Below are 21,950 nucleotides of genomic sequence, written 5' to 3'. Positions count from 1 at the left end.
CCTGACCAGTGTCTTGACACGGCGCTGGTCACAGCGTTTGACTGAGATGCAAGCTCGAGTTGATTCGCCGGACTGTGTCCCGGGAGGTTGACCTATGCGCGGCAATGGAATTGCAGGCAAGGCTTTCTCAGGCGAGGGCTGTAGACGTGGACAAGAATCTCACCGAGCAAGGTCTCATCGCGGGACCGTCTCGGTTCTGGCTTTGTTTGGGGTGTGCGTACTTTCGTTTGCCACCACTCAGATGGCCGGCGCGCAACCGGTTGCAGAGAATGTCGATACCGGGTTCGTGATCCCTTTTGCCGGGGCACCGGTCTACGAGAGCGTCGCGCCCACGCAGATGACTACTCCGGATCAACTCAACCAGCCGCTCGGTCAGCAGACTGCGGAAAAGATTGCCGCGCAGATCGGACTCGAGCCAGCCGACGCTTTGACCGAGGAGCAGTATCGCGACCTCATGGCCGGCGGTGGGGTCGGTGGCAATCTCGAGGATGCCGAGGTGATCGACGAATGCGCCCGGATTCTCACCAATACGAACGGGCGGCCCCTCTATTCCGGCACTACGCCGTCGGTTCTGGCCAGTTACGGGTTGTACGTGAATCCCGACGGATTGCTGGAGAGTCCGGCCAACGCGGATGCGCCGACGCGACAGGTGAATACGCTGATCGCCCCTGGCGGTTTTGTGGGCACCTGGTTGCGCAACAACGGTGCGACGCACACTCTGATTGCGCTCTATCAGTCGGCATACACGGTGCAGGCAGTCTACGGATTTGCAGCGCAACAGATTTCGGGAGCAGCGCAGCTGGTGACCAACACCAAAGGCGATGTGAGTTCGGAAGTCGGCATGTCGATGGCGCCGCCGCTCTGGATAGTGAACTTCGCATTGCTCTACATCTTGAAGCCGTCACTGGCGGCGGCCATGCCTGCGCACTGGGCTCCCATTCCGCCTGCCGTTGCCGACGCCGTGAAGGCGAGTCCCACCGGTCAAGTCGCCTTCAGTGACTACGCGTCCTATTTCGAGTGATCGGTCTGCCGGACAGCGCTGACGAACTTCTCGATCAAAGCGTGGTCCTTGACGCCCCTCGACGATTCGACGCCGCTGGAGACATCGACGCCCCAGGCACCGGTGGCATCCAGCGCGTCGCGCACGTTCTCCGGGGACAGTCCGCCCGCCAGGATCCACTGGCCGTGCGGGCGTGATTGCTGTTGTGCCCAGTTCCACGGCACCCCGGATCCGGCGTCGGCGCCGTCGATCAGGAGCTCGTCCTCACCGAGGTCGAGGTTGTAACCGTCGCGGACGTTGCTGGAGACAACAGCGCGGATGACAGTGAGGCCGGCGTCGTGCAAGCGCTGCACTTGCTCGGCGTCGACCAGATCGTGAATCTGCACGGTACGAAGACCGGTGATCTCGGCGATCTCGAGGACCTGATCGATCGGGTTGCCGAGAAATACTCCGATTGCCCGGATGTGTTCGGGGATTCGTGCAAGAAGATCGACTGCGAGTGCGGGGTCGACTTTGCGGACGCTCTCGGCGAAGACGAAACCGATGGCGTCGACGCCCAGGCCCACCGCGAGGTCGACCGTGTCAGCGTCCCGCAGCCCACAGACCTTGATGAATGTCACCTGATACACAGTACTAGCGTCGTCGCCGTACCAGCGTCGTCGTCTAGCCTCGTGCGTGCGACATTTCTACGTGCGAGAGGCTTGACGTGGACTGGCTCTACCGAATCAGTTTGATCTCGGGACCACTGCCGGTGATCCTGACTGTGCTCGGGGTCCTGGGTGGTGTGTGGCTGCTCGGTTCGAGCGTTCGCTGGTACTACCGCAGAGCGGTGCCGATCGCGGGGCTGATCGCGCTGGTGATCATGATCGCCGTCTGGATCACCGTCGAAAAGGTGATCGTGCCGTTCCCGGATCCCATCGAGATGTCGATCTACGTGTGGATCGGAATCGGTATCTACGCGTTGCTACTTCTCGGGCCGCGAATCAAGGCGGGCGGAACGATCGCGAAGGCGGTGGTGTCCGTCGTTGCGACTTTGCTGGTCATCGTCACCGCCGCGACGCAGATCAACCTGGTGTTCGCTGCCTACCCGACTGTGGGAATTGCGTTCGGACACGACGATTTCGACCGCATTTCACTCAGCGAAGTTCCCGGTCCGACGGATCCTGTTGTCACCGGCGATCCCACCGACACGGTGTGGAAAGCGCCGGAAGGCATGCCGATTCGCGGACGAGTCACGACTTTGCCTGTTCCCGGAACGATTTCGGGATTCTCCGCACGCGACGCCCAGGTGTATCTGCCGCCGTCGTACTTCACCAATCCGCGTCCACTACTGCCGGTCCTGGTGCTCATGGCCGGTCAGCCTGGCAAGCCGGAGGACTGGCTTCAGGGCGGAAAGCTCACCGCGACAATGGATGCTTTTGCCCGGGATCACGAGGGGTTGGCTCCGGTCGTAGTCATTGCCGACGGAACAGGTTCGCAGATGGCCAATCCGCTGTGCACCGACTCGTCGCAGGGCAAGGTCGGCACGTACCTGGCAAAGGACTTGCCCGCTGCGGTGGCGAATGCGTTCCAGATCGACACGAACCCGAGGGCGTGGGCCATCGGTGGCCTCTCTTACGGTGGTACTTGCTCACTGCAGATGGCTACCAACTACCCCGACGTGTATCCGACGTTCCTCGATCTCTCCGGTCAGTTGGAGCCCTCGCTCGGTGACCGACAGCGAACCGTCGACGAGATATTCGGCGGCGACGAGGCGGCATTCGTGAAGGTGAATCCGATGGACCTGCTGGCGACCCGGAAGTTCCCGAACTCGGGCGGAGTGTTTGTGGTCGGAACAGATGACAACGAGTTCAAGCCCGGCCAGCAAAAGGTGTACGAAGCGGCCAAAGCGGCCGGAATGGACGCCAGATATCTCGAGCTTCCCGGTGGTCACAGCTTTTCGGTGTGGTCGGCCGGCGTCGAGCAGGAGCTGACGTGGATCTCGCAGCGAATGGGTCTGATCAGCTGAATCCTGTTCCGGTTTTGGAACGTGTTCTATATTCGGTGTGTGGCTGCCGTTCGGCAGTCTCTCGATCGTTCACCGACTGGAGTTCAGGCACATGTACGAGTGGTCCGACACCGACCTGATGTTCCGCGACGCCTTGCGGGGCTTTATCGACAAAGAGGTGCGACCTCACGTCGACGAGCTCGAAAGTGGTGCGCTGCCGCCGTTCGACATCATTCGCAAGCTGTACTCGACCTTCGGTCTGGCCGACATGGCACGCGAGGGCCTCGAGAAGTCGCTCGCACGCGAGCGCGGCGATACTCCGTCCGGTGACGGTGAGAAGTCGAGCGCCTTCAGCGGCGCAGGCAGCATGGGCGTTGTGCTCAACAGCGAATTGGCCGGCGTCAGCCTCGGTCTTGTCGCGTCGTTGGGTGTCAGCCTCGGATTGGCCGCCGGAACTATCCGCAGCCGCGGCACACTCGCGCAGAAGGAACGCTGGCTCCCCGGCTTGGTGACTTTCGAAACCGTCGGTGCATGGGCGATCACCGAACCGGACTCCGGCTCGGATGCTTTCGGCGGTATGAAGTCCTACGTACGCCGCGACGGTGACGACTACATCCTCAACGGCAACAAGACCTTCATCACCAACGGTCCGTACGCCGACGTGATGATCGTCTACGCAAAGCTCGACGAGGGGGACGCGTCGGTTGATCGTCGTGACCGCAAGGTGCTCGCCTTCATCCTCGACAAGGGCATGGAGGGGCTCACGCAGAGCCCGCCGTTCAAGAAGATGGGAATGAACTCCTCGCCCACCGGTGAGCTGTTCTTCGACAACGTCCGCATCACCAAGGATCGTCTGCTCGGCGAAACCGAGGACAGCGGAAAGTCCGACGGAAAGTCCAGCGCCAAGGAGAGCTTTGCCGCCGAACGCATCGGCATCGCATCGCTCTCGCTGGGCATCATCAACGAATGCCACCGTCTGAGCATCGAATACGCGAAGTCCCGCAAACTGTGGGGACGTGAGATCGGGCAGTTCCAGCTCATCCAGCTCAAGCTCGCCGAGATGGAGGTCGCTCGAATCAACGTGCAGAACATGGTCTTCAACGCGATCGAACGCACCGCGGCCGGAGACAAAGTGAGCCTGGCGGAGGCGTCGGCGATGAAGCTGTACTCGTCGCGCGCAGCGACCGAGGTCGCGATGGAAGCCGTGCAGCTGTTCGGTGGAAACGGCTACATGGCCGAGTACCGAGTGGAGCAGTTGGCGCGTGATGCCAAGTCGCTCATGATCTATGCGGGCAGCAACGAAATTCAGGTCACCCATATCGCCAAGGGCCTCCTGGGCTGATACCGGAACGTTTTCGCTGGTCGGTCGACCGCAGCAGGAACCGGATAGTCTTGCTGCGGTCGGCGACACCGCGCCGACGGATCGGAGTAAGCAGTGAACGCGCCAGATCCCACAAATGTTCATCCGATGGCCGGGCAACCACGAGTGGTGTTGCTGAAGCCGTTGATCGACAACCCGTTGATCGAGGTAGGGGAGTACACCTACTACGACGATCCGGAGTTCGCCGAAGAGTTCGAGACTCGAAACGTGTTGCATCACTACGGTCCCGACAAACTGGTGATCGGAAAGTTCTGCGCCCTGGCCACCGGTGTCACCTTCATCATGAACGGCGCGAACCATCGTATGAACGGTGTCTCCACCTACCCGTTCCCGATCATGGGCGGCGATTGGGCCAGGCACATTGATTTGGTGCAGGATTTGCCGTCGCGCGGTGACACCGTCGTGGGGAACGACGTGTGGTTCGGCGGGAACGTGACAGTCATGCCCGGTGTCCGGATCGGCCACGGGTCGATCGTGTCCACTGGCGCCGTCGTAACACGCGACGTCCCGGACTACGCAATTGTCGGCGGCAACCCGGCAATGGAGATCAAGCGCCGCTTCAGCGCTGAAGACATCGAGAAGTTGGTGCGAATTGCATGGTGGGACTGGCCGATCGAGAAGATCACCCGCCACGTCCGAGTGATCTCGGACGGGAGCGTCGCGGAACTCGAAGCGGTCGAGTGATCTCCGCGCCCGCTAGTTCGTTCGTGTGAGCGAGTAGTTCCGGACATAAAGCAGGGCGGCCGCGAGAAGGCCGACGGCAAGACCTGTTGCGGTGAAGGTGATCAGGACGCTCAGGAGTAATCCGGTCGCGATGAAAACTGCGAAGAGTGGTTCTGCAACACGGTCGCGCAGCGTTGTGAATCGCATTCGAGGATCGTCTCATCTCAGCCCGAGATCGAGAGTCTTTGTCGGTGGCTTGCATTAGCTTGTGCGCATGACTCTCACACTCGGCATGATCACTTTCGACAGTCTCGATCCCGGTCCGCTCGCAACGTGGTGGGCGGCGCAGTTGGGCGGAAACATCGTCGAGGAGAACGACGGTTGGTTCTACATCGTCGCGGTCCCTGACAGCGCCACCAACTTCGCATTCCAGAAGGTCCCGGACCCCACTGCCGGCAAGAATCGCATCCATCTCGATTTGGGGAGTCCGGATCTCGACGCCGAGGTGGCGCGGCTCGTCGAGGCCGGAGCAACCGAGCACCACCGCGAGAACATGGACGGTTTCCGTTGGGTGACGCTCCTCGATCCTGATGGGAACCAGTTCTGCGTGTCCGGTCCTCACGCCTGAGCTGACAGGTTCTGAGCTCACCCGATTCGCGCCCACTGATTTCGTGCCCACTGATTTCGCGGGCACCGATTCGGGCATGATGAGGGGCATGACTTCTCAGACTTCTCGGACCGGGGCCGACGCAGTCGGCCTGTGCAGCTTCGTCGATTCGTCACCGTCGCCGTTCCATGTGTGCGCGACGGTGGCGACCGAGCTGACGGCCGGCGGGTTCGTCGAAGTCCACGAAACGCAGTCGTGGCCCGCCGAGCCCGGACGGTACTTCCTCGTGCGCGGTGGTTCGCTGATTGCCTGGAGCACCGAGGGCGTGGGAAACACCGCTCCGTTCCGGATCGTCGGAGGTCACACCGACAGCCCGAATCTGCGGGTCAAACAGCATCCCGACCTCACTTCGGCCGGGTGGCAGATGGTGGGCCTCGAACCGTATGGCGGTGCGTGGCTGAACTCTTGGCTCGACCGCGATCTCGGTATCTCCGGCCGATTGAGTGTCCGGGTGGGAAACACGGTGGAGCAGAAGCTGGTTCGCATCGACGACCCGATTCTGCGTGTTCCGCAGTTGGCTATCCACCTGTCCGAAGATCGCAAGGGCGTGACGCTGGATCCGCAGCGGCACGTCAACGGAATCTGGGGAGTGGGTTCGAAACCCAAGTCGTTCATCGGATTTGTCGCCGAGCGTGCGGGTGTAGCCGCGTCGTCGGTTCTCGGCTGGGAATTGATGACACACGATCTTGCGCCCAGCGCAGTCGTGGGGGTGGACAAGGAATTGGTCAGCGCCCCTCGGCTGGACAATCAGGGCACGTGTTATGCAGGGACACAAGCACTTCTGGCCGCAGTCGAGTCGCCCGGTCAGCAGGTCCCGGTGCTCGCACTCTTCGATCATGAAGAGGTCGGCAGCATGTCCGACCGTGGAGCTTTCTCAGATCTGCTGAACACCGTGCTCGAACGGATCGTGTTGGGGCGCGGTGGTGGCCGCGAAGAATTCCTGCAGGCGATGGCGGGCTCGGTGTGTGCGTCGGGCGACATGGCTCACGCGACGCACCCCAACTACCCGGACCGCCATGAGCCCGCTCATCGGATCGAGATCAACGGTGGGCCTGTACTCAAGGTGAACCAGAACCTGCGATACGCCACCGATGCGGCCGGTGCAGGCGAATTCGCGCTCGCGTGTGATCAGGCGGGAGTGCCGATGCAGCGCTACGTCCACCGCGCCGATCTGCCGTGCGGCTCCACCATCGGACCCATCACGGCATCACGGACCGGACTGTCCACCGTCGACGTCGGCGCGCCCCAGCTCGCGATGCACTCGGCCCGCGAGTTGATGGGCGCGGCAGACGTCCGCATGTATGCCGACGCGCTCGGTGCCTTCCTCACGCCTCGAAGTTAGAGGTCGCGTAGTTAAAGTGCTGAGAGCCCGGCGGGTGCGGCCGGGAGACCCTCGAAGAAGTCGGCGCTCGGTGTGAAGAACATCGAGCCCGTCACGGCCGTCGAGAAGTCGAGTAGTCGGTCGTAGTTGCCGCGGGGGTCGCCGAGAAACATGTTCTCCAGCATCCGTTCGGTGATCGCAGGCGTGCGGCAGTAGCCGATGAAAAAGGTGCCGATCTCGTCGTCACCGAGGCGCCCGTACGGCATGTTGGCACGCAGGATCTCTAGAGCCTTGCCGTTCTCGTCCTTGATCGCGTTGAGCGCGACGTGCGAGTTGGCCGGCTTCACGTCGGACGTCATCTCGATGTCCTCGAGCTTGCTGCGCCCGATCACACGCTCCTGCTCGTCGACGGTGATTGCTTCCCAATCGCGCATCTTGTGGATGTAGCGCTGGATATGGACGTAGCTGCCGCCGGTGAACGCAGGATCCTCGTCGCCGACGGTCACTGCGGCGACGGCGTCGCGGCCGACCGGATTCTCGGTGCCGTCGACGAAGCCGATGAGGTCGCGGTTCTCGAAGTACTGGAAGCCGTGAACCTCGTCGACCACCGTGGCCGCGCCGTGCAGTCGCTTCGTGATCTGCCGAGCCACCTCGAAACACGCGTCCATACTCATCGCGCGGATGTGGAAGAGCAGATCACCGGGAGTCGACGGCGCCGAGTGAACGTCACCCTGCAAAGCGGTGAAGGGGTGCAGCAGCGCAGGGCGCTGACCGGCGAACAGTCGATCCCAGGCCAGCGAACCGATGCTCGTCACGACGTCCAAACCCGATCCAGGGACGCGCAGCCCCACAGCCCGCTGCAGACCGGCGACATCGGCGAGCAGTTCTCGTGTGGTGTTCTCGCCACCCGGACTCACGGTCGCGACCAGGAAAATTGCAGCCGGAGTGAGGGGAGTGGTCACCGACTGGGACTGTGCCGTGAGGTCGGCTTGACGAACATCCTGGGGCATGCGAGACCTTTCGAGGGAAAGAATGAACCGGCCTGACCTTAAGAAAACCGACCGGATTACCCAAACCGGGGCGGGTGTGACGGGCGATACTTCGCAGGCCCGGAGGTGTTGCGGGTGCTGCCGTCTGCGGAAGTCGTCGGCCCACACCGATAGACTGTCCCCCGGCACGTTCTTTCGTTGGGCACATTCGTGGTGTCCCGCTCCGCGCCGGCTTGCCTCTTGACTCCCGTAGGGAAGGGACCACTCTCCAGTGTCTGCTCACCAGGTCGATACCGTCACGCACGCATCGGCTGATCCCGATGCCGCTCAGCCGTTCAAGGAGCTCGGTCTCAAGGACGACGAATACGCACGCATCAAGGAGATCCTGGGCCGCCGTCCCACGGACGCCGAACTGGCGATGTACTCGGTGATGTGGAGCGAGCACTGCTCGTACAAGTCCTCGAAGGTCCACCTCGGATACTTCGGCAAGACCACCACCGACGAGATGCGCGCCAACATGCTGGCCGGTATCGGCGAGAACGCCGGCGTCGTCGACATCGGTGACGGCTGGGCAGTCACGTTCAAGGTCGAGAGCCACAACCACCCCTCGTACGTCGAGCCCTACCAGGGTGCGGCAACCGGTGTCGGTGGCATCGTCCGCGACATCATGGCCATGGGTGCTCGTCCGATCGCCGTCATGGATCAGCTTCGGTTCGGTGCTGCCGACGCCCCCGATACCCGTCGCGTCGTCGACGGTGTCGTGCGTGGTGTCGGTGGATACGGAAACTCCCTCGGCCTCCCCAACATCGGCGGCGAGACGGTCTTCGACGAGTCCTACGCAGGCAACCCGCTGGTCAACGCACTGGCAGCCGGCGTCATGCGCGTCGAGGATCTGCATCTGGCCTTCGCTTCGGGTGCAGGCAACAAGATCATCCTGTTCGGCGCACGCACCGGTCTCGACGGCATCGGCGGCGTCTCGGTCCTCGCGTCGGCGACGTTCGACGACGAGGGTGGAGACACCGGCGGACGTAAGAAGCTCCCTGCGGTTCAGGTCGGCGACCCCTTCACCGAGAAGGTGCTCATCGAGTGCTGTCTCGACCTTTACAAGGCCGGCCTCGTTGTCGGTATCCAGGACCTCGGCGGCGCCGGACTGTCCTGCGCCACCTCCGAGCTGGCTGCAGCCGGTGACGGCGGCATGCACATCAACCTCGAGAAGGTTCCGATGCGCGCCACCGGCATGACCCCCGCCGAGGTGCTCTCCAGCGAATCGCAGGAGCGCATGTGCGCCGTGGTCACGCCCGAGAACGTCGATGCGTTCATGGAGGTCTGCAAGAAGTGGGACGTCCTGGCCACCGACATCGGCGAGGTCACCGACGGTGAGCACCTCACCATCTCCTGGCACGGCGAGACCGTCGTCGACGTTCCCCCGCGCACCGTCGCTCACGAAGGCCCGGTCTACAACCGTCCCGTAGAGCGCCCGGCAAGCCAGGACGCGTTGATCGCGAACACGACCGCCGGACTGAAGCGTCCCGAAACCGACGCCGAGCTCGAAGCGACCCTGCTGAAGATGATCGCCTCGCCTGCCCTGTGCAGCCGCAAGTGGATCACCGAGCAGTACGACCGCTACGTCCGCGGTAACACCGTCCTGGCCGAGAACGCCGACGGCGGTGTCATCCGCATCGACGAGAAGACCGGACGCGGAATCGCACTGTCCACCGACGCTTCGGGCCGCTACACCGCGCTCGATCCGTACACCGGTGCGCAGCTCGCGTTGGCCGAGGCTTTCCGCAACGTGGCAGTCACGGGCGCAACGCCCAAGGCCGTCTCCAACTGCTTGAACTTCGGTTCGCCCGAGGACCCGGGTGTCATGTGGCAGTTCCAGCAGGCCGTTCGCGGCCTCGCCGACGGCTGCGCCACCCTCGGCATCCCCGTCACCGGCGGCAACGTCAGCTTCTACAACCAGACCGGATCCACGGCCATCCTGCCGACGCCGGTGGTTGCCGTCCTCGGTGTGATCGACGACGTTCACCGCCGTATCCCGACGGGCCTCGGACTCGAGCCTGGCGAGACGCTGATCCTGCTCGGCGACACCCACGACGAGTTCGACGGTTCCATCTGGTCGCAGGTCGAGCACGGTCACCTCGGTGGCGTGCCGCCGAAGGTCGACCTCGCCCGGGAGCAGCTGCTTGCGGACATCCTGCTCGCCTCCTCGCGTGACGGACTGGTCACCGCAGCTCACGACCTCTCCGAGGGTGGACTGGCCCAGGCTGTCGTCGAAGCCGCGCTGGCCGGTGAAACCGGTTGCCGCATCCTGATTCCCGAGGGCGCAGATCCGTTCGTGACCCTGTTCTCGGAATCGTCCGGACGCGTCCTGGTTGCGGTTCCTCGCACCGAGGAGACCCGCTTCACCGGTATGTGCACCGCTCGCGGCTTGCCGTGGACGCGTATCGGGGTCGTCGACGAGGGCAGCGACTCCGTCGAGGTCCAGGGACACTTCTCCGTCACGATGGCTAAGCTCCGTGAGGCCTTCGAGGGAACGCTGCCCGCACTGTTCGGGTGATAGATGGTCGATTCCGGAGAACTTACTTCGTCTGACAGCCAGCCGCAGGAACACCACCTGCGGCTGGCTGTTCCCGCATCTCTCGAGAAGTTCGACAACCGCTTCACCGAGTGGGCGTGGGGGCTCCTCAAACTCGACTTCACCGGCATCGCGTTTGCCGCGTTCTTCTTCTGCTGGTCTCTGACGCCGTCGTTGCTGCCGCGCGATTGGCTCTTCCAGGGTCTGATCGGCGGCATCAACTCGGCCATCGGCTACGGCGTCGGCACCGCGATCGGTTGGGCTGTGGAGCGATACCTGCTCAGCGGTCGACGGTGGTGGCCCCTCCCCGAGCCGGTGCCTTCCGCGATCAAGGTCTTCGTACCGGTCGCATCCATCGTCGCGGCGATCATCATGTTGGTCTACGCCGCCGGGTGGCAACGCGAAATTGCGGCGCTGACCGACGCCGAAGGCACGACCACCTCCGGCTACATCCGAACCCTCGGATTGAGCCTCTTCATCGGCGGCCTGCTCATCTCGATCTGGCGGGTCCTCCACGATCTGGTGAAACTGATTGCCCGACAGCTGATGCGGCGGTTCCACTGGTCGCGGTCTGTGGCCAATGGTGTCGGCGTCCTGGTTGTCACCGTTCTGTTCTTCATGTTGGTCGACGGCGTCCTCGTCCGCGGAATCTATGCCGCGACCAACTCGATCTTCAGTCTGCAGAACTCGACCACTCGAGACGGCGTCGTCGAACCGCAGGATCCGATGAAATCGGGCAGCCCCGAATCTGCTGCTCCCTGGGACACATTGGGGTTCGAGGGGCGCAACTTCGTCTCGCGTGGACTGGACGCCCAGGAACTCGAAGCGGCAACCGGTAACCCTGCGATGGATCCGATTCGCGTGTATGCCGGACTCGAAAGCGCCGAAGATCCCGAAGAGCGTATGGATCTGGTCATCAAGGAACTGGAGCGAACCGGCGCCTTCCAACGCAAGGTCCTCGTGGTCATTCCGACGACAGGTACAGGGTGGGTCAATCCCACTGCGGCACAGGCAATCGAGCTTGTACATGGCGGCGACACTGCTCTCGTCGCCAGCCAGTACTCGTACCTGCCGAGTTGGATCTCGTTCCTCGCAGACCAGGAGAAGGCGCAAGCTGCCGGTCGTCTGTTGATCGAGCGGGTACACGAAAGATGGCTTCAGGAACCGGAAGCCACCAGGCCGAAGTTCATGGTCTACGGCGAGAGCCTCGGCGTCATGGCTGGCGCGGGGGCATTCGACACACTGCAAGCGGCGCGCGATACCGCCGACGGAATTCTGTGGGTAGGTCCACCGAACGCGACGCAGTTGTGGCGTTCGATCGAGAAGAGGCGCGATCCCGGCACTCCCGAAGTGGCGCCCGTGTACGCGGACGGTCTGGCCGGAGTCCGGTTCGCGGATCGCTCCGCAGACATTCCGACCGACGGTATGACGTGGCCGCAGCCGCGAGTTCTGTTTGTCCAGCATCCTTCCGATCCGGTGGTGTGGTGGTCACCCGACCTCATGTTCAACCGGCCCGAGTGGCTCAAGGAAGTACCGGGATTCGACCGCTCACCGTCGATGAAATGGTTCCCGGTCGTGACGTTCTGGCAGGTGTCTGCAGACCTCGGTAACGCCGCGGGAGTTCCGGACGGTCACGGTCACAATTACGGAACCTCCGTTCTGGACGCCTGGATCAGCGTCGCCCAGCCCGAGGGATGGACGGCCGCAGAAACCGAGCGGGTGCGGTCGGCGTTGGTTGTCGCCGTGAAATCCGAGGGCCCCGAGAAGTGAGGGGAGTCGCCTCGATCGCGCTCTCCGCCGCCGCGATCACCTGGAGCAACGTCGTGCTTCCGGCATTCGGTCTTTCGCCTCGCGCTCGCGCCGTGGTCAACACCGCGGCCGGTCTGTCGGCCATCGGAGTCTTACTCGCACGTGGTTACACCCGCGAGGAACTCGGATTGGCACACACCGGAATTCGTGGTGGTGCCCAGTTCGGCGGAGCCGCGGCCGGGGCGGTCCTCACCGGCTACAGCGCCGCTCTGGTTGTCCCGTCCTTGCGTGCGACACTCGCTGCCGACGAGCGAGCAGACGGCCGTGAGGACTTCCTCGAATGGATCATCTTGCACATCCCCTTCGGCACGGTGCTTTCCGAGGAACTGTTGTTCCGTAGCGCGATGTCCGCAGTCTGGAATCGTGAGCTGAACCGTCCCACCGCGCAGGCTGTTCATGCACTGACTTTTGGGTTGTGGCACGTCGCCCCGGCCCGCGGTGCCGGCGACAACGTTCCCGCTGCAGTGGCATTCACCGGCGCGTCGGCACTGCTGTTCGAGTGGCTGCATCGCAGGGGTGGCAGCGTCCTCGCACCGGCATTGCTGCACCTCGCGACCAATGCCGGTGGCGCACTTGCCGTTCGTATCGCTACTCGAAGACAGGGAGTGAACTGATGCCGCCCCGCCGCGCCGTCGACCCCGCCGAATTCCGTGCCGCAGTCCTGGCTGTCGGCCCGTGGCTTCGCGATCCGGAACTTCCGAAGCCTTCTCGCGCTGAACTCGGCGCCGCAGTGAAGATGAGTGCGCGCACTCTCGAACAGATCGCCCCCGGATCGAGCGTCGAGGTGCGGGTGCCGCCGTTTGTCGCCGTGCAATGCATCGAAGGTCCACGTCATACGCGCGGAACCCCGCCCAACGTCGTCGAGACGGACGCTCGCACGTGGTTGCAGATGGTCACCGGATTGCTCGAGTTCTCCGAGGCCGCAGGTGACGGACGAGTCGACGCATCAGGTAGCCGCGCCCCCGAAATTGCGCACTGGCTCCCACTGCTCCGGTTGGCGTAGTGACAGAGACCATCCGGTTCGCTTCGGCGTGATCTGAGGCCCAAGGCTGCCCTCAGGGGAAGTGTGTCCCAAAATGGCCGTAGACTGTGGATGCCCCCCAACCCCTGCCCACAAAGGGAGCGCCCGGTGACTCGTGCCGATCTGTCGGTCAACAGTCCAAATCTCCTCGCTTCGAACCCGTCCGACGAGGACGAGAACGAGCCCCGCGAAGAATGCGGTGTATTCGGCGTCTGGGCGCCGGGAGAGGATGTGGCGAAGCTCACTTATTACGGCCTGTACGCACTTCAGCACCGTGGTCAAGAAGCTGCCGGCATTGCGGTAGCCGACGGCTCCCAGGTGTTGGTGTTCAAGGATCTCGGCCTGGTCAGCCAGGTATTCGACGAGCAGACTCTCGCAGCGATGCCAGGACATGTCGCCGTCGGACATTGCCGTTACTCCACCACCGGTTCCACGACGTGGGAGAACGCGCAGCCCATCTTCCGTACGACCACTGCCGGTACCGGCATCGCGCTCGGCCACAACGGCAACCTGGTCAACACCGCTGAACTCGCGAGCCGCACCCGTGCAGCCGGCCTGGTCAACGACAAGCGCCCCAATGCCGCGACTTCCGACTCCGACCTCATCGGTGGTCTCCTGGCACACGCTGCCGGCGACAGCACCATCGAACAGGCCGCGATGGAATTGCTTCCCACGTTGGAGGGCGCGTTCTGCCTCACCTTCATGGACGAGCACACGCTGTACGCAGCGCGCGATCCGCACGGCATCCGCCCGCTCTGCCTCGGTCGACTCGACCGCGGTTGGGTAGTCGCCAGCGAGACCGCAGCCCTCGACATCGTCGGCGCGTCGTTCGTTCGCGACATCGAACCCGGTGAGCTTCTCGCGATCGACGCAGACGGCGTCCGCTCCTCGCGTTTCGCGAACCCGACTCCCAAGGGTTGTGTCTTCGAGTACGTCTACCTCGCACGTCCCGACAGCGTCATCGGTGGCCGTTCGGTCCACTCGACCCGCGTCGAGATCGGCCGTCTGCTCGCCAGCGAGCACCCCGCCGAAGGCGATCTGGTCATCCCCGTTCCCGAGTCCGGCACCCCCGCCGCCGTCGGGTATGCCCAGGGTTCGGGCATTCCTTACGGCCAGGGTTTGATGAAGAACGCTTACGTCGGCCGTACCTTCATCCAGCCGTCGCAGACGATCCGTCAGCTCGGTATCAGGCTCAAGCTCAACCCGCTCAAGGAAGTCATCCGCGGCAAGCGGCTTGTGGTGGTGGATGATTCGATCGTCCGCGGTAACACTCAGCGTGCGCTCATCCGGATGCTCCGCGAAGCCGGCGCCCTTGAAATTCACGTCCGTATCGCCTCGCCGCCGGTCAAGTGGCCCTGCTTCTACGGCATCGACTTCGCCTCACCGGCCGAATTGATTGCCAACGGCGCAGGCGGACAGGATGCGACGTTCGAGGAAATGCTCGACGGTGTGCGTCGTTCCATCGGAGCGGACACGCTCGGATACATCTCCACCGAAGGCATGATCGCCGCGACCGAGCAGCCGGCCAGCCGTCTGTGCGCCGCATGCTTCGACGGGACCTACCCGATCGCGCTTCCCAAGGAAACGTCGATCGGCAAGAACGTCCTCGAGGGGATGCTCGAGAGCACCGCAGGTTCGACGGCCACTCGCGACAACGACAACGCGAGCGCGCTCAGCCGCCCCTGAACACCGAAAGCTGCAAAGCGCCGAAAATCGATAGCCGAGAATCTGCCGTCCACAACATGTGGGCGGCAGATTTTCTGTTCCACGACTTTCCGTTCGACGACACGGCATACGTCGTGAGCATCTGGCATAGTGCCCTCCGTGGCGCAACTGAGAATGGATGGGCACCGGGTACTGGTCGCAGACCTGGTGGGGGACACCATCAAAGCGATCAACGGTTCGATGGTGGCGTACGAGGGGGCGATCACCTTCAAGAACGCCGGTATGGGCGGTGGCGGAGGGTTACGTGCCGCGCTGAAACAGAAGGCGGCAGGTGAATCACTGTCCCTGATGGAAGTCAGCGGACAAGGCACCGTCTACTTCGCGGTCGACGCCCAGGACATCACGATCATCGAACTCAACAACGACGCTCTGCACGTGGAAGCGTCACAGTTGCTCGCACTGGTCGGACAGCTGCGAACCGATGTGAAATTTGCCGGCCTCCGCGGCGCAGGTTCCGGACAGGGCTTGTTCACGACGGTCGTCAGCGGCACCGGTCTGGTGGCCGTGCTGTCGAAGGGCGGACCGATCATCGCGCTCGAAGTCAGCCCGCAGTATCCGCTGGTTGCCGATCCCGACGCATTCGTCGCTCACCGCGGCCAGCTCAACCAGAGCTTCGTCACCGACGTCACCTGGCGCTCCGCGATCGGCGGTGGCAGCGGTGAAGCGTTCTCGCTGCGATTCGACGGATCCGGAGTCGTCTACATCCAGCCCGAGGAGCGCTGAACCATGCCGTTGGAATTGGTGAACAGCAAGGTCGTCAAGTCGACCCTCGCGCCTGGCCAGAACGTGCTCGCCCGCACCGGGTCGATGCTCTACTACACCGGTGACGTCCGCTTCATCCCGCACAGCATGGGCGGTGGGCCAGGCGCCATGCCGAACATGGGCGGTATCGCCGGGATGGCCGGCCGCATGATGTCCGGCGAGCATGCACGCATGATGGCGGCCGAGGGAAACGGTGAGGTCTTCTACGGGCATGCCGGCTTGTATGTCGAGGTCATCCACCTCGACGGTTCGTCGATGCTCACGGTCGAAGCCGACCGACTCCTCGCACACGACGGTTACCTCCAGAGTTCGATAGTCGCTCTCACGTCGCAGGGCGGTGTGCGCGGAGCGGTACGCGGAGCGATGACCGGTCAAGGACTGTTCACGACGCAGTTGCACGGCCAGGGAAGCGTCGCGGTTCTCTCGCACGGGGGCGCGATTCCGTTGCAGGTCGGTCCGAACAATCCTCAGGTCGTCGTCGACCCGCAGGCATACGTGTGCCACATCGGTCAGATCAACGTCGACATCTCCGCGAACGTCGGCTGGCGCGAGGCCGTCGGCAAGGGCTCGGGGGAGTCCATCCAGCTGAAGATGACCGGCGCCGGCACCGTCTGGGTCCAGGCGTCCGAGCAGAAGTTCTGAGAGGGCAACGAGCATGGGTATCGAAATTCACAATCCGGCAACTCTGCCCGCCAACGACAACGTCCCGGGCAACGACTACGCCTTCTGCGTCGAGATGGCCGGACAACCGTGGTTCACGTCCAAGGGCGCGATGATCGCGTACTACGGAAGCATCAACTTCGAGCCGCTCGGGCGCACGAGCATGACGGCGATCGTCGCGGCCAGGTTCTCTTCGCCGCTCTACGCGGACGACTGGGTGCTCGCCCAGGGGCAGGGCAAGTTGATCCTCGGCGACCGCGGATTCAACATCAATTCCTACGACCTCGACGACGGCAACCTCACGATTCGCGCGGCCAATCTCCTCGCCTTCGAGACGAGCCTGGACCTCAAACAGTCCATCGTCCCAGGCTTTTTGACGCTGCTGGGAACGGGCAAGTTCCTGGCGTCGTCCAACGGCCCGGTCATGTTCGCGGAGCCGCCGCTGCGCATCGACCCGCAGGCGTTGGTGGGTTGGGCCGACTGCCCGTCGCCGTCCCATCACTTCGATGCGGACTGGATGCAGAGCTTCCTGGGCGCGGTTCGGGGAAGCATGTTCGGCGCGAATACCGGTGAAGAACGCCAGTTCGATTTCACCGGAGCCGGCACGGTGCTGATCCAGTCGAGCGAGAAGGTCGTCCACGACGGGCACCTCCTCAAACACATCGAATCCGAGACCGTTGCACTCGGGCAGAACAGTCTGCGAGCGCTGCACTCCTCGATCGGTGCGCGGCTGCAGAACTGACGTCTCGGGGTACGCGAGGTCTCACCGAGGGGGCCGGTCCGGTAGCGTATGGGCGTAATCGTCGGTATTTGTGTGCGCGCTCTGGGTCTCGAGTCGAACGATCCATCTCGCGTCACGAGGATTGCAAACACTTCACATTGCAAGACCACTTACCTGTGCACGAGCAATACGTGCTCGCGAGAAATACAAGGCTGGAGTAGTAACCCGATGACCGAGGACAGTCACCGCACCGCAGGCGCCTCCTACGCGGCAGCAGGAGTCGATATCGCCGCAGGCGACCGGGCGGTGGAACTCTTCGCCCCTCTGGCCAAGAAGGCCAGCCGCCCCGAGGTCATGGGTGGCCTCGGTGGTTTCGCCGGCTTGTTCTCCCTCAAGGGTGACTACAAGGAGCCGCTGCTCGCCGCATCGACCGACGGCGTCGGAACCAAGCTCGCTGTCGCGCAGGCGATGGACAAGCACGACACGGTCGGACTCGACCTCGTCGCCATGGTTGTCGACGACCTCGTCGTCTGTGGCGCCGAGCCGCTGTTCCTTCAGGACTACATCGCTGTCGGCCGGGTCATCCCCGAGCGCGTCGCGGAATTGGTCAGCGGCATCGCCGAGGGCTGCATCCAGGCCGGTTGCGCTCTCCTCGGTGGCGAGACCGCCGAGCACCCCGGCATCATGGCTGACGGTGACTACGACCTCTCCGCCACCGGCGTCGGTGTCGTGGAGGCCGAGAAGCTGCTCGGACCGGACCGCGTTCGCCCCGGCGACGTCGTCATCGCCATGGGCTCGTCGGGACTGCACTCCAACGGTTACTCGCTGGCCCGCAAGGTCCTGCTCGAGATCGACCGCATGAACCTGAGCGCACACGTCGACGAGTTCGGCCGCACGCTCGGTGAGGAACTGCTCGAGCCCACGAAGATCTACGCCAAGGACTGCCTGGCACTCGCTGCCGAGACCGACGTGCGCACCTTCTGCCACGTCACCGGTGGCGGCCTCGCCAACAACCTTGCACGCGTCATGCCCAAGGGCTTGGTCGCCGAACTCGATCGCGGAACCTGGAGCCCCGCTCCGGTGTTCGCGATGATCGCGCAGCGCGGACGCGTCGAGCGCGCCGAGATGGAGCAGACCTTCAACATGGGTGTCGGCATGGTTGCCGTCGTGGCGCCCGAGGACGTCGACCGCGCACTTGCCGTCCTGACTGCACGCCACATCGACTGCTGGACGCTCGGTAGCGTCAAGAAGGCGTCGGACGCCGCTGCAGAGCGTGCGTTCCTGGCCGGAGACCACCCGCGCTTCTAGGCCGCAACGTCAGCTGCCCCATCGGAGAGATCCGGTGGGGCAGTTTTGTGTGTCCGTACAAGCAGGCGCGGGGCAGAAAATGGAACGCAAAAATGAGGAAGAGCGATCAGCTCTTCCTCATTTCACAGTCTGCGCGGTGGCAGTGCGCGGTCAACGCCGCCAGTCGTCGTAGTCGTCCTCTCGCGCATGCCCTTCCCTATCGGAAGTCTGGTCCGATCGGACACTGCTCCGATGCGAGTTGGTCGATCCACCTGCGAGCTCTCTTTGCAGGCTGTCGAAATCCGTGGTCGGTACGCTGTACTTCAATTCGCGTGCAACCTTGGTCTGCTTTGCCTTAGCCCGGCCGCGGCCCATGGCTGACCCCCTCGCGCTTTCGCGGGGCGGCCTGGGGAATTTGGCGGCCCCGTTTGAGTGTGTAAGTTTCCTGACACACACTCTAGCGTGGAAAAGTCGCTTCCGCTTCCACGAACGCCTCACCGCCGTGTCTGATTGCTCTCACTATGGCCGCGAGCTGCCAGGATGCTGAAAGAACTCGTCAGAACTTTGTGAGAACTGCTCAGAAGTTTCCGGGAATTGCGCGAATCGTCCCCACTCGGGCGTCGCCGCCGAAGACCGGAGCGGATGCGAGAGCCGCCAATTCCTCGGTCCACTCGGTGTTCATTCGCTTGAGCAGAGCTGCCGCCAATGGCAGGAGCGCCCGCTCGTGGCCGTCGTCGATCTTGAGGGCAAAAGCGGAACCGTCGGGAAGCGCTCCGGCGTAGATGCCGTCGTATCCGGTCTTGGAGAACAGCCCCGGCACGGCGGACATCAGGCGCTGATCGTTGCGGCCCGTGCCCGAGACGAGGAAGGGGTTTTCGCGGACCGCGTCGGCCACAGCCCGTTCGGGGGAGTCCGGCTCAGCCGAGGGCAGGCGTCCGAATGCCCGAGCCAGGTTCGTGAGCGAAAGCGGGACGATCGGGAGACCACAACCGTCGATGCCGAGTTCCTGCTCTTCCTCGCCGCTGAGATCGAAGATCGTCTCCTGGATCGCGAGTTGGAGGGGATGGGTCGGCTCCATGTACGTCTCGAGTGGCCAGTCGTTCACGACGCACGTCGCGAGCATCGCGGAGTGCTTGCCCGAGCAGGTCATGTAGATCGGACTGGGAAGCTCGCCCGCTGCGATCAGTTCGGCTCGGGCCAGTTCGTTGCCCGGCAGATCGGAGGGGCACTGCAACTGGTCGACACCGAGTTGGTAGCGAGCGAGAAGCGCGGCGACCAGTTCGATGTGATCGGCCTCGCCCGCATGTGAGGACGACGCGACGGCCAACTCTTCCGGACTGGTGGGTGCAAAGCCGTTACGAAGCGCAGCGACGGCTTGCAGCGGCTTGTTCGCCGAGCGCGGGTAGATGGGTGTGTGAATTTCCCCAAGTCCGACAACGACCTCGCCGTCTGCGCCGAGAATGACGGCCGATCCGCGATGCACGCATTCGCGGAATCCGGAGCGGACCACTTCCACCAATTCGATACTCACGAGTGCACCTGCGCTTCTGCTTGTTCGACGAACCTCTGGACGCGCGCGGCGACGTTCGGTGCAAGATCGGTGTGTTCTGCGAGGAGCCGTCGGAGTCTCTCGGGGTCGGTTCCGGCAAAGACTTCTCGAACAGTCACTCCGTGATCCGGTACGTGGACTCGGGTGACCGAGTCGCCCGCGGCGATCGTGCCGGTCCGGTTGACGCGAAGGTAGGCGCCGACGTCGGTCCGCTCGGTGAATCTTTTGACCCAGCCCTTTTCCGCGGCCCAGATGCCGAAGGTGCCGCACGGGACGCGGGGAGCGGTTACCTCGAGTTCGAGAACGTCCGACGCCTCGGCTCCGGTGATGTGCCAACGCTCGCCGATCACGGCGTCCGTGACGAGCATTCCGCTGATGTGGAGGTTCTCGCCGAACCACCCCGGGGCGAGCGGTCGGCCCAACTCGTCCGACCATCGCTGCGCTTCGTCGCGCTGATACGCGTAGACAGCTTGGAAGGCGCCGCCGTGGAACTCGGTGTCGCAGACGTAGTCGCCACCCAGGCCGAGTCGGCCGACCGCTACGCGGCCGTCGACGGGACGCTTGTCGATCGCGGTCCGGGGGACTCGCCTGACGCCACTGTCACGTTCGGTGTGGACGACGCAGACCGCGTCGACCATGCCCGTCACTTTCCGCGCAATCGGTTGACAGCCTCACGTCCGGCCTGGGGTGCGTCGTCCGCGACGATCGAATCCGGATCGATGGACGCAGCGCTGGGGCCGGCCATCAGTTCGGTGTCGACCGGAATGTTGCGCTTGATCAGAGCGAGCGCGATGGGGCCGAGTTCGTGATGATTGACGACGGTCCCGACACGTCCGACTGCTCGTCCGCCCGCCGTGATCGGGTCACCCGGTTCCGGGACCGCTTCGGCGCTGCCGTCGAGGTGCAACATGACGAGATGGCGCGGGGGCTTGCCGAGATTGTGAACCCGGGCGACGGTTTCCTGACCGCGGTAGCAGCCCTTGTCGAGGTGGACGGCGCCGTGTTCGGCCGGCCCGCCGATCCAGTGGACCTCGTGCGGGATCGTCCGCTCGTCGGTGTCCAGTCCTAGGCGAGGCCTCCTCGCTTCGACGCGGAGCGCCTCGAAGGCCCAACTTCCGGCGGGCTTGGCACCGGCATCGGTCAGCTTGGTCCACCACGCCGCTAGTTGCTCACGTGGGACGAGCAGATCGAAAGAGTCCTCGGTGGGCCACGGCATGCGGCGGACGAACCCGCCGTCGGCCAGCGCGAGAGCGTCGTAGGCATCGGCTGGTGTCTGCACGCCGATCGCGGAGAGGACAGCCGGGGATTCGGGACCGACCAGGCTCAATACCGCGAGTTCGTTGCCGTCTCGAGGTTCGGCCTTGGACCAGAACACCATCTTCTTCAAGAAGGAGAGGAGGTCGGGTCCGCGGTCGGCTTCGGTGTCGATCCAGGTGACACCGGCCAGGTCCGTCTGCACGAAGTGGTGCTCGACGCGTCCGTTGACATCCAGGCTCAGGTTCTCGGCACTCTTGCCGTCGGGGAGCGCGGCGATGTGCTGGCTCGAAATCGTGTGCAGCCACGTGAGGCGTTCGTCGCCGGGAATGGCGATCACGAATCTGTGACTGCGGTCGACCACCACTGCTGCGCGCTGCGCGGTTCGCTGTTCACCGAGGGGATCGCCGTAGTGCCATGCGACACCGATGTCGGCCGAACCGTCCGGTGCGGTGACCGCGCCGGGGGAAGTCAGAAGTGGGCTGTTGGGCACAAGAGCGTTGTCGACCACAAGACCAGTCTAGGAGTGTGGGCGGGATCGCGGTTACAGGGCGGCCCCGGCGGCTTGGCGGATCG

At 63.8% G+C, this 21,950-nt stretch carries 22 protein-coding genes; 15 read left to right on the top strand and 7 right to left on the bottom strand.

What is annotated here, in order from left to right; translation table 11 throughout:
* The first annotated feature begins 94 nt into the window (after nt 1-94).
* On the top strand, nt 95-1,021 hold the full coding sequence (locus GJB56_RS16685; protein ID WP_080909538.1) for a hypothetical protein: 927 nt from the start codon (nt 95-97) through the stop codon (nt 1,019-1,021).
* On the opposite strand, the gene GJB56_RS16680 is transcribed toward GJB56_RS16685, so the two are convergent.
* Nucleotides 1,009-1,620 (bottom strand): phosphoribosylanthranilate isomerase, encoded by a 612-nt coding sequence (locus GJB56_RS16680; RefSeq protein WP_024487295.1) that lies wholly within the window; start codon nt 1,618-1,620, stop codon nt 1,009-1,011. The genes GJB56_RS16685 and GJB56_RS16680 overlap by 13 nt on opposite strands.
* Nucleotides 1,621-1,706: 86 nt before the next feature.
* Between GJB56_RS16680 and GJB56_RS16675 the strand changes: the two genes are divergently transcribed.
* From GJB56_RS16675 to GJB56_RS16665, 3 genes are all read left to right on the top strand, one after another.
* Complete coding sequence (locus GJB56_RS16675; RefSeq protein ID WP_113682481.1) at nt 1,707-3,008, top strand: alpha/beta hydrolase; 1,302 nt, start codon at nt 1,707-1,709, stop codon at nt 3,006-3,008.
* Nucleotides 3,009-3,099: 91 nt separating this feature from the next.
* Nucleotides 3,100-4,329, top strand: a complete 1,230-nt coding sequence (locus GJB56_RS16670; protein ID WP_020908942.1) for an acyl-CoA dehydrogenase family protein — start codon at nt 3,100-3,102, stop codon at nt 4,327-4,329.
* A 126-nt stretch (nt 4,330-4,455) separates the two neighbouring features.
* On the top strand, nt 4,456-5,052 hold the full coding sequence (locus GJB56_RS16665) for a CatB-related O-acetyltransferase (protein WP_230090996.1): 597 nt from the start codon (nt 4,456-4,458) through the stop codon (nt 5,050-5,052).
* A gap of 12 nt (nt 5,053-5,064) precedes the next feature.
* On the opposite strand, the gene GJB56_RS16660 is transcribed toward GJB56_RS16665, so the two are convergent.
* On the bottom strand, nt 5,065-5,238 hold the full coding sequence (locus GJB56_RS16660) for a hypothetical protein (protein ID WP_153211690.1): 174 nt from the start codon (nt 5,236-5,238) through the stop codon (nt 5,065-5,067).
* A 67-nt stretch (nt 5,239-5,305) separates the two neighbouring features.
* Between GJB56_RS16660 and GJB56_RS16655 the strand changes: the two genes are divergently transcribed.
* Both GJB56_RS16655 and GJB56_RS16650 read left to right on the top strand, forming a co-directional pair.
* Nucleotides 5,306-5,659, top strand: coding sequence for a VOC family protein (locus tag GJB56_RS16655; protein WP_020970627.1), 354 nt, complete (start codon nt 5,306-5,308; stop codon nt 5,657-5,659).
* Between the two features lie 88 nt (nt 5,660-5,747).
* Nucleotides 5,748-7,040 carry a M18 family aminopeptidase gene (locus GJB56_RS16650; RefSeq protein ID WP_024487294.1) on the top strand — a complete coding sequence of 431 codons (1,293 nt, stop codon included), beginning with the start codon at nt 5,748-5,750 and terminating at the stop codon, nt 7,038-7,040.
* Nucleotides 7,041-7,051: 11 nt separating this feature from the next.
* On the opposite strand, the gene GJB56_RS16645 is transcribed toward GJB56_RS16650, so the two are convergent.
* Entirely contained in the window at nt 7,052-8,029 is a 978-nt protein-coding gene (locus tag GJB56_RS16645; protein WP_113682479.1) for a Dyp-type peroxidase, read from the bottom strand.
* Nucleotides 8,030-8,279: 250 nt separating this feature from the next.
* Between GJB56_RS16645 and purL the strand changes: the two genes are divergently transcribed.
* The 9 genes from purL to purM all read left to right on the top strand — a co-directional run bounded on the left by purL (nt 8,280) and on the right by purM (nt 18,592).
* Complete coding sequence (purL, locus tag GJB56_RS16640) at nt 8,280-10,568, top strand: phosphoribosylformylglycinamidine synthase subunit PurL (RefSeq protein WP_019745104.1); 2,289 nt, start codon at nt 8,280-8,282, stop codon at nt 10,566-10,568.
* Nucleotides 10,569-10,571: 3 nt separating this feature from the next.
* On the top strand, nt 10,572-12,356 hold the full coding sequence (locus GJB56_RS16635; RefSeq protein ID WP_092764268.1) for an alpha/beta hydrolase: 1,785 nt from the start codon (nt 10,572-10,574) through the stop codon (nt 12,354-12,356).
* Nucleotides 12,353-13,009 carry a CPBP family intramembrane glutamic endopeptidase gene (locus GJB56_RS16630; RefSeq protein ID WP_019745102.1) on the top strand — a complete coding sequence of 219 codons (657 nt, stop codon included), beginning with the start codon at nt 12,353-12,355 and terminating at the stop codon, nt 13,007-13,009. The genes GJB56_RS16635 and GJB56_RS16630 overlap by 4 nt, the downstream gene beginning before the upstream one ends.
* Nucleotides 13,009-13,398, top strand: coding sequence for a sterol carrier family protein (locus GJB56_RS16625; protein WP_003939745.1), 390 nt, complete (start codon nt 13,009-13,011; stop codon nt 13,396-13,398). Before GJB56_RS16630 ends, GJB56_RS16625 begins: the two co-directional genes overlap by 1 nt.
* 126 nt (nt 13,399-13,524) lie before the next feature.
* A complete protein-coding gene (gene purF, locus GJB56_RS16620; RefSeq protein WP_003940541.1) occupies nt 13,525-15,102 on the top strand; it encodes an amidophosphoribosyltransferase in 1,578 nt (525 codons plus the stop codon).
* A 153-nt stretch (nt 15,103-15,255) separates the two neighbouring features.
* On the top strand, nt 15,256-15,864 hold the full coding sequence (locus tag GJB56_RS16615; protein WP_003940441.1) for an AIM24 family protein: 609 nt from the start codon (nt 15,256-15,258) through the stop codon (nt 15,862-15,864).
* Nucleotides 15,865-15,867: 3 nt separating this feature from the next.
* Nucleotides 15,868-16,545 (top strand): AIM24 family protein, encoded by a 678-nt coding sequence (locus tag GJB56_RS16610; RefSeq protein WP_003939918.1) that lies wholly within the window; start codon nt 15,868-15,870, stop codon nt 16,543-16,545.
* A 13-nt stretch (nt 16,546-16,558) separates the two neighbouring features.
* The gene (locus GJB56_RS16605; RefSeq protein WP_113682478.1) at nt 16,559-17,305 is read left to right on the top strand and encodes an AIM24 family protein; all 747 of its coding nucleotides are present in this window, start codon (nt 16,559-16,561) and stop codon (nt 17,303-17,305) included.
* Nucleotides 17,306-17,512: 207 nt separating this feature from the next.
* The gene (purM, locus tag GJB56_RS16600) at nt 17,513-18,592 is read left to right on the top strand and encodes a phosphoribosylformylglycinamidine cyclo-ligase (protein ID WP_003940225.1); all 1,080 of its coding nucleotides are present in this window, start codon (nt 17,513-17,515) and stop codon (nt 18,590-18,592) included.
* Nucleotides 18,593-18,742: 150 nt separating this feature from the next.
* Here purM and GJB56_RS16595 read toward each other — a convergent pair whose 3' ends face one another.
* From GJB56_RS16595 to ygfZ, 4 genes are all read right to left on the bottom strand, one after another.
* The gene (locus GJB56_RS16595) at nt 18,743-18,946 is read right to left on the bottom strand and encodes a DUF3073 domain-containing protein (protein ID WP_003940337.1); all 204 of its coding nucleotides are present in this window, start codon (nt 18,944-18,946) and stop codon (nt 18,743-18,745) included.
* A 202-nt stretch (nt 18,947-19,148) separates the two neighbouring features.
* The gene (locus GJB56_RS16590) at nt 19,149-20,102 is read right to left on the bottom strand and encodes an asparaginase (RefSeq protein WP_003940365.1); all 954 of its coding nucleotides are present in this window, start codon (nt 20,100-20,102) and stop codon (nt 19,149-19,151) included.
* Nucleotides 20,099-20,767: an MOSC domain-containing protein gene (locus GJB56_RS16585; RefSeq protein WP_020908935.1), complete on the bottom strand. Its 669-nt coding sequence runs from the start codon at nt 20,765-20,767 to the stop codon at nt 20,099-20,101. Before GJB56_RS16585 ends, GJB56_RS16590 begins: the two co-directional genes overlap by 4 nt.
* The gene (gene ygfZ, locus GJB56_RS16580; RefSeq protein ID WP_029256128.1) at nt 20,764-21,885 is read right to left on the bottom strand and encodes a CAF17-like 4Fe-4S cluster assembly/insertion protein YgfZ; all 1,122 of its coding nucleotides are present in this window, start codon (nt 21,883-21,885) and stop codon (nt 20,764-20,766) included. Before ygfZ ends, GJB56_RS16585 begins: the two co-directional genes overlap by 4 nt.
* Between the last annotated feature and the right edge of the window lie 65 nt (nt 21,886-21,950).

The organism is Rhodococcus sp. AQ5-07, assembly GCF_009707305.1.
In the GTDB taxonomy this organism is placed as follows: Bacteria; Actinomycetota; Actinomycetes; order Mycobacteriales; family Mycobacteriaceae; genus Rhodococcus_F; species Rhodococcus_F erythropolis.
This window is presented reverse-complemented; position numbering and strand designations above follow the sequence as displayed.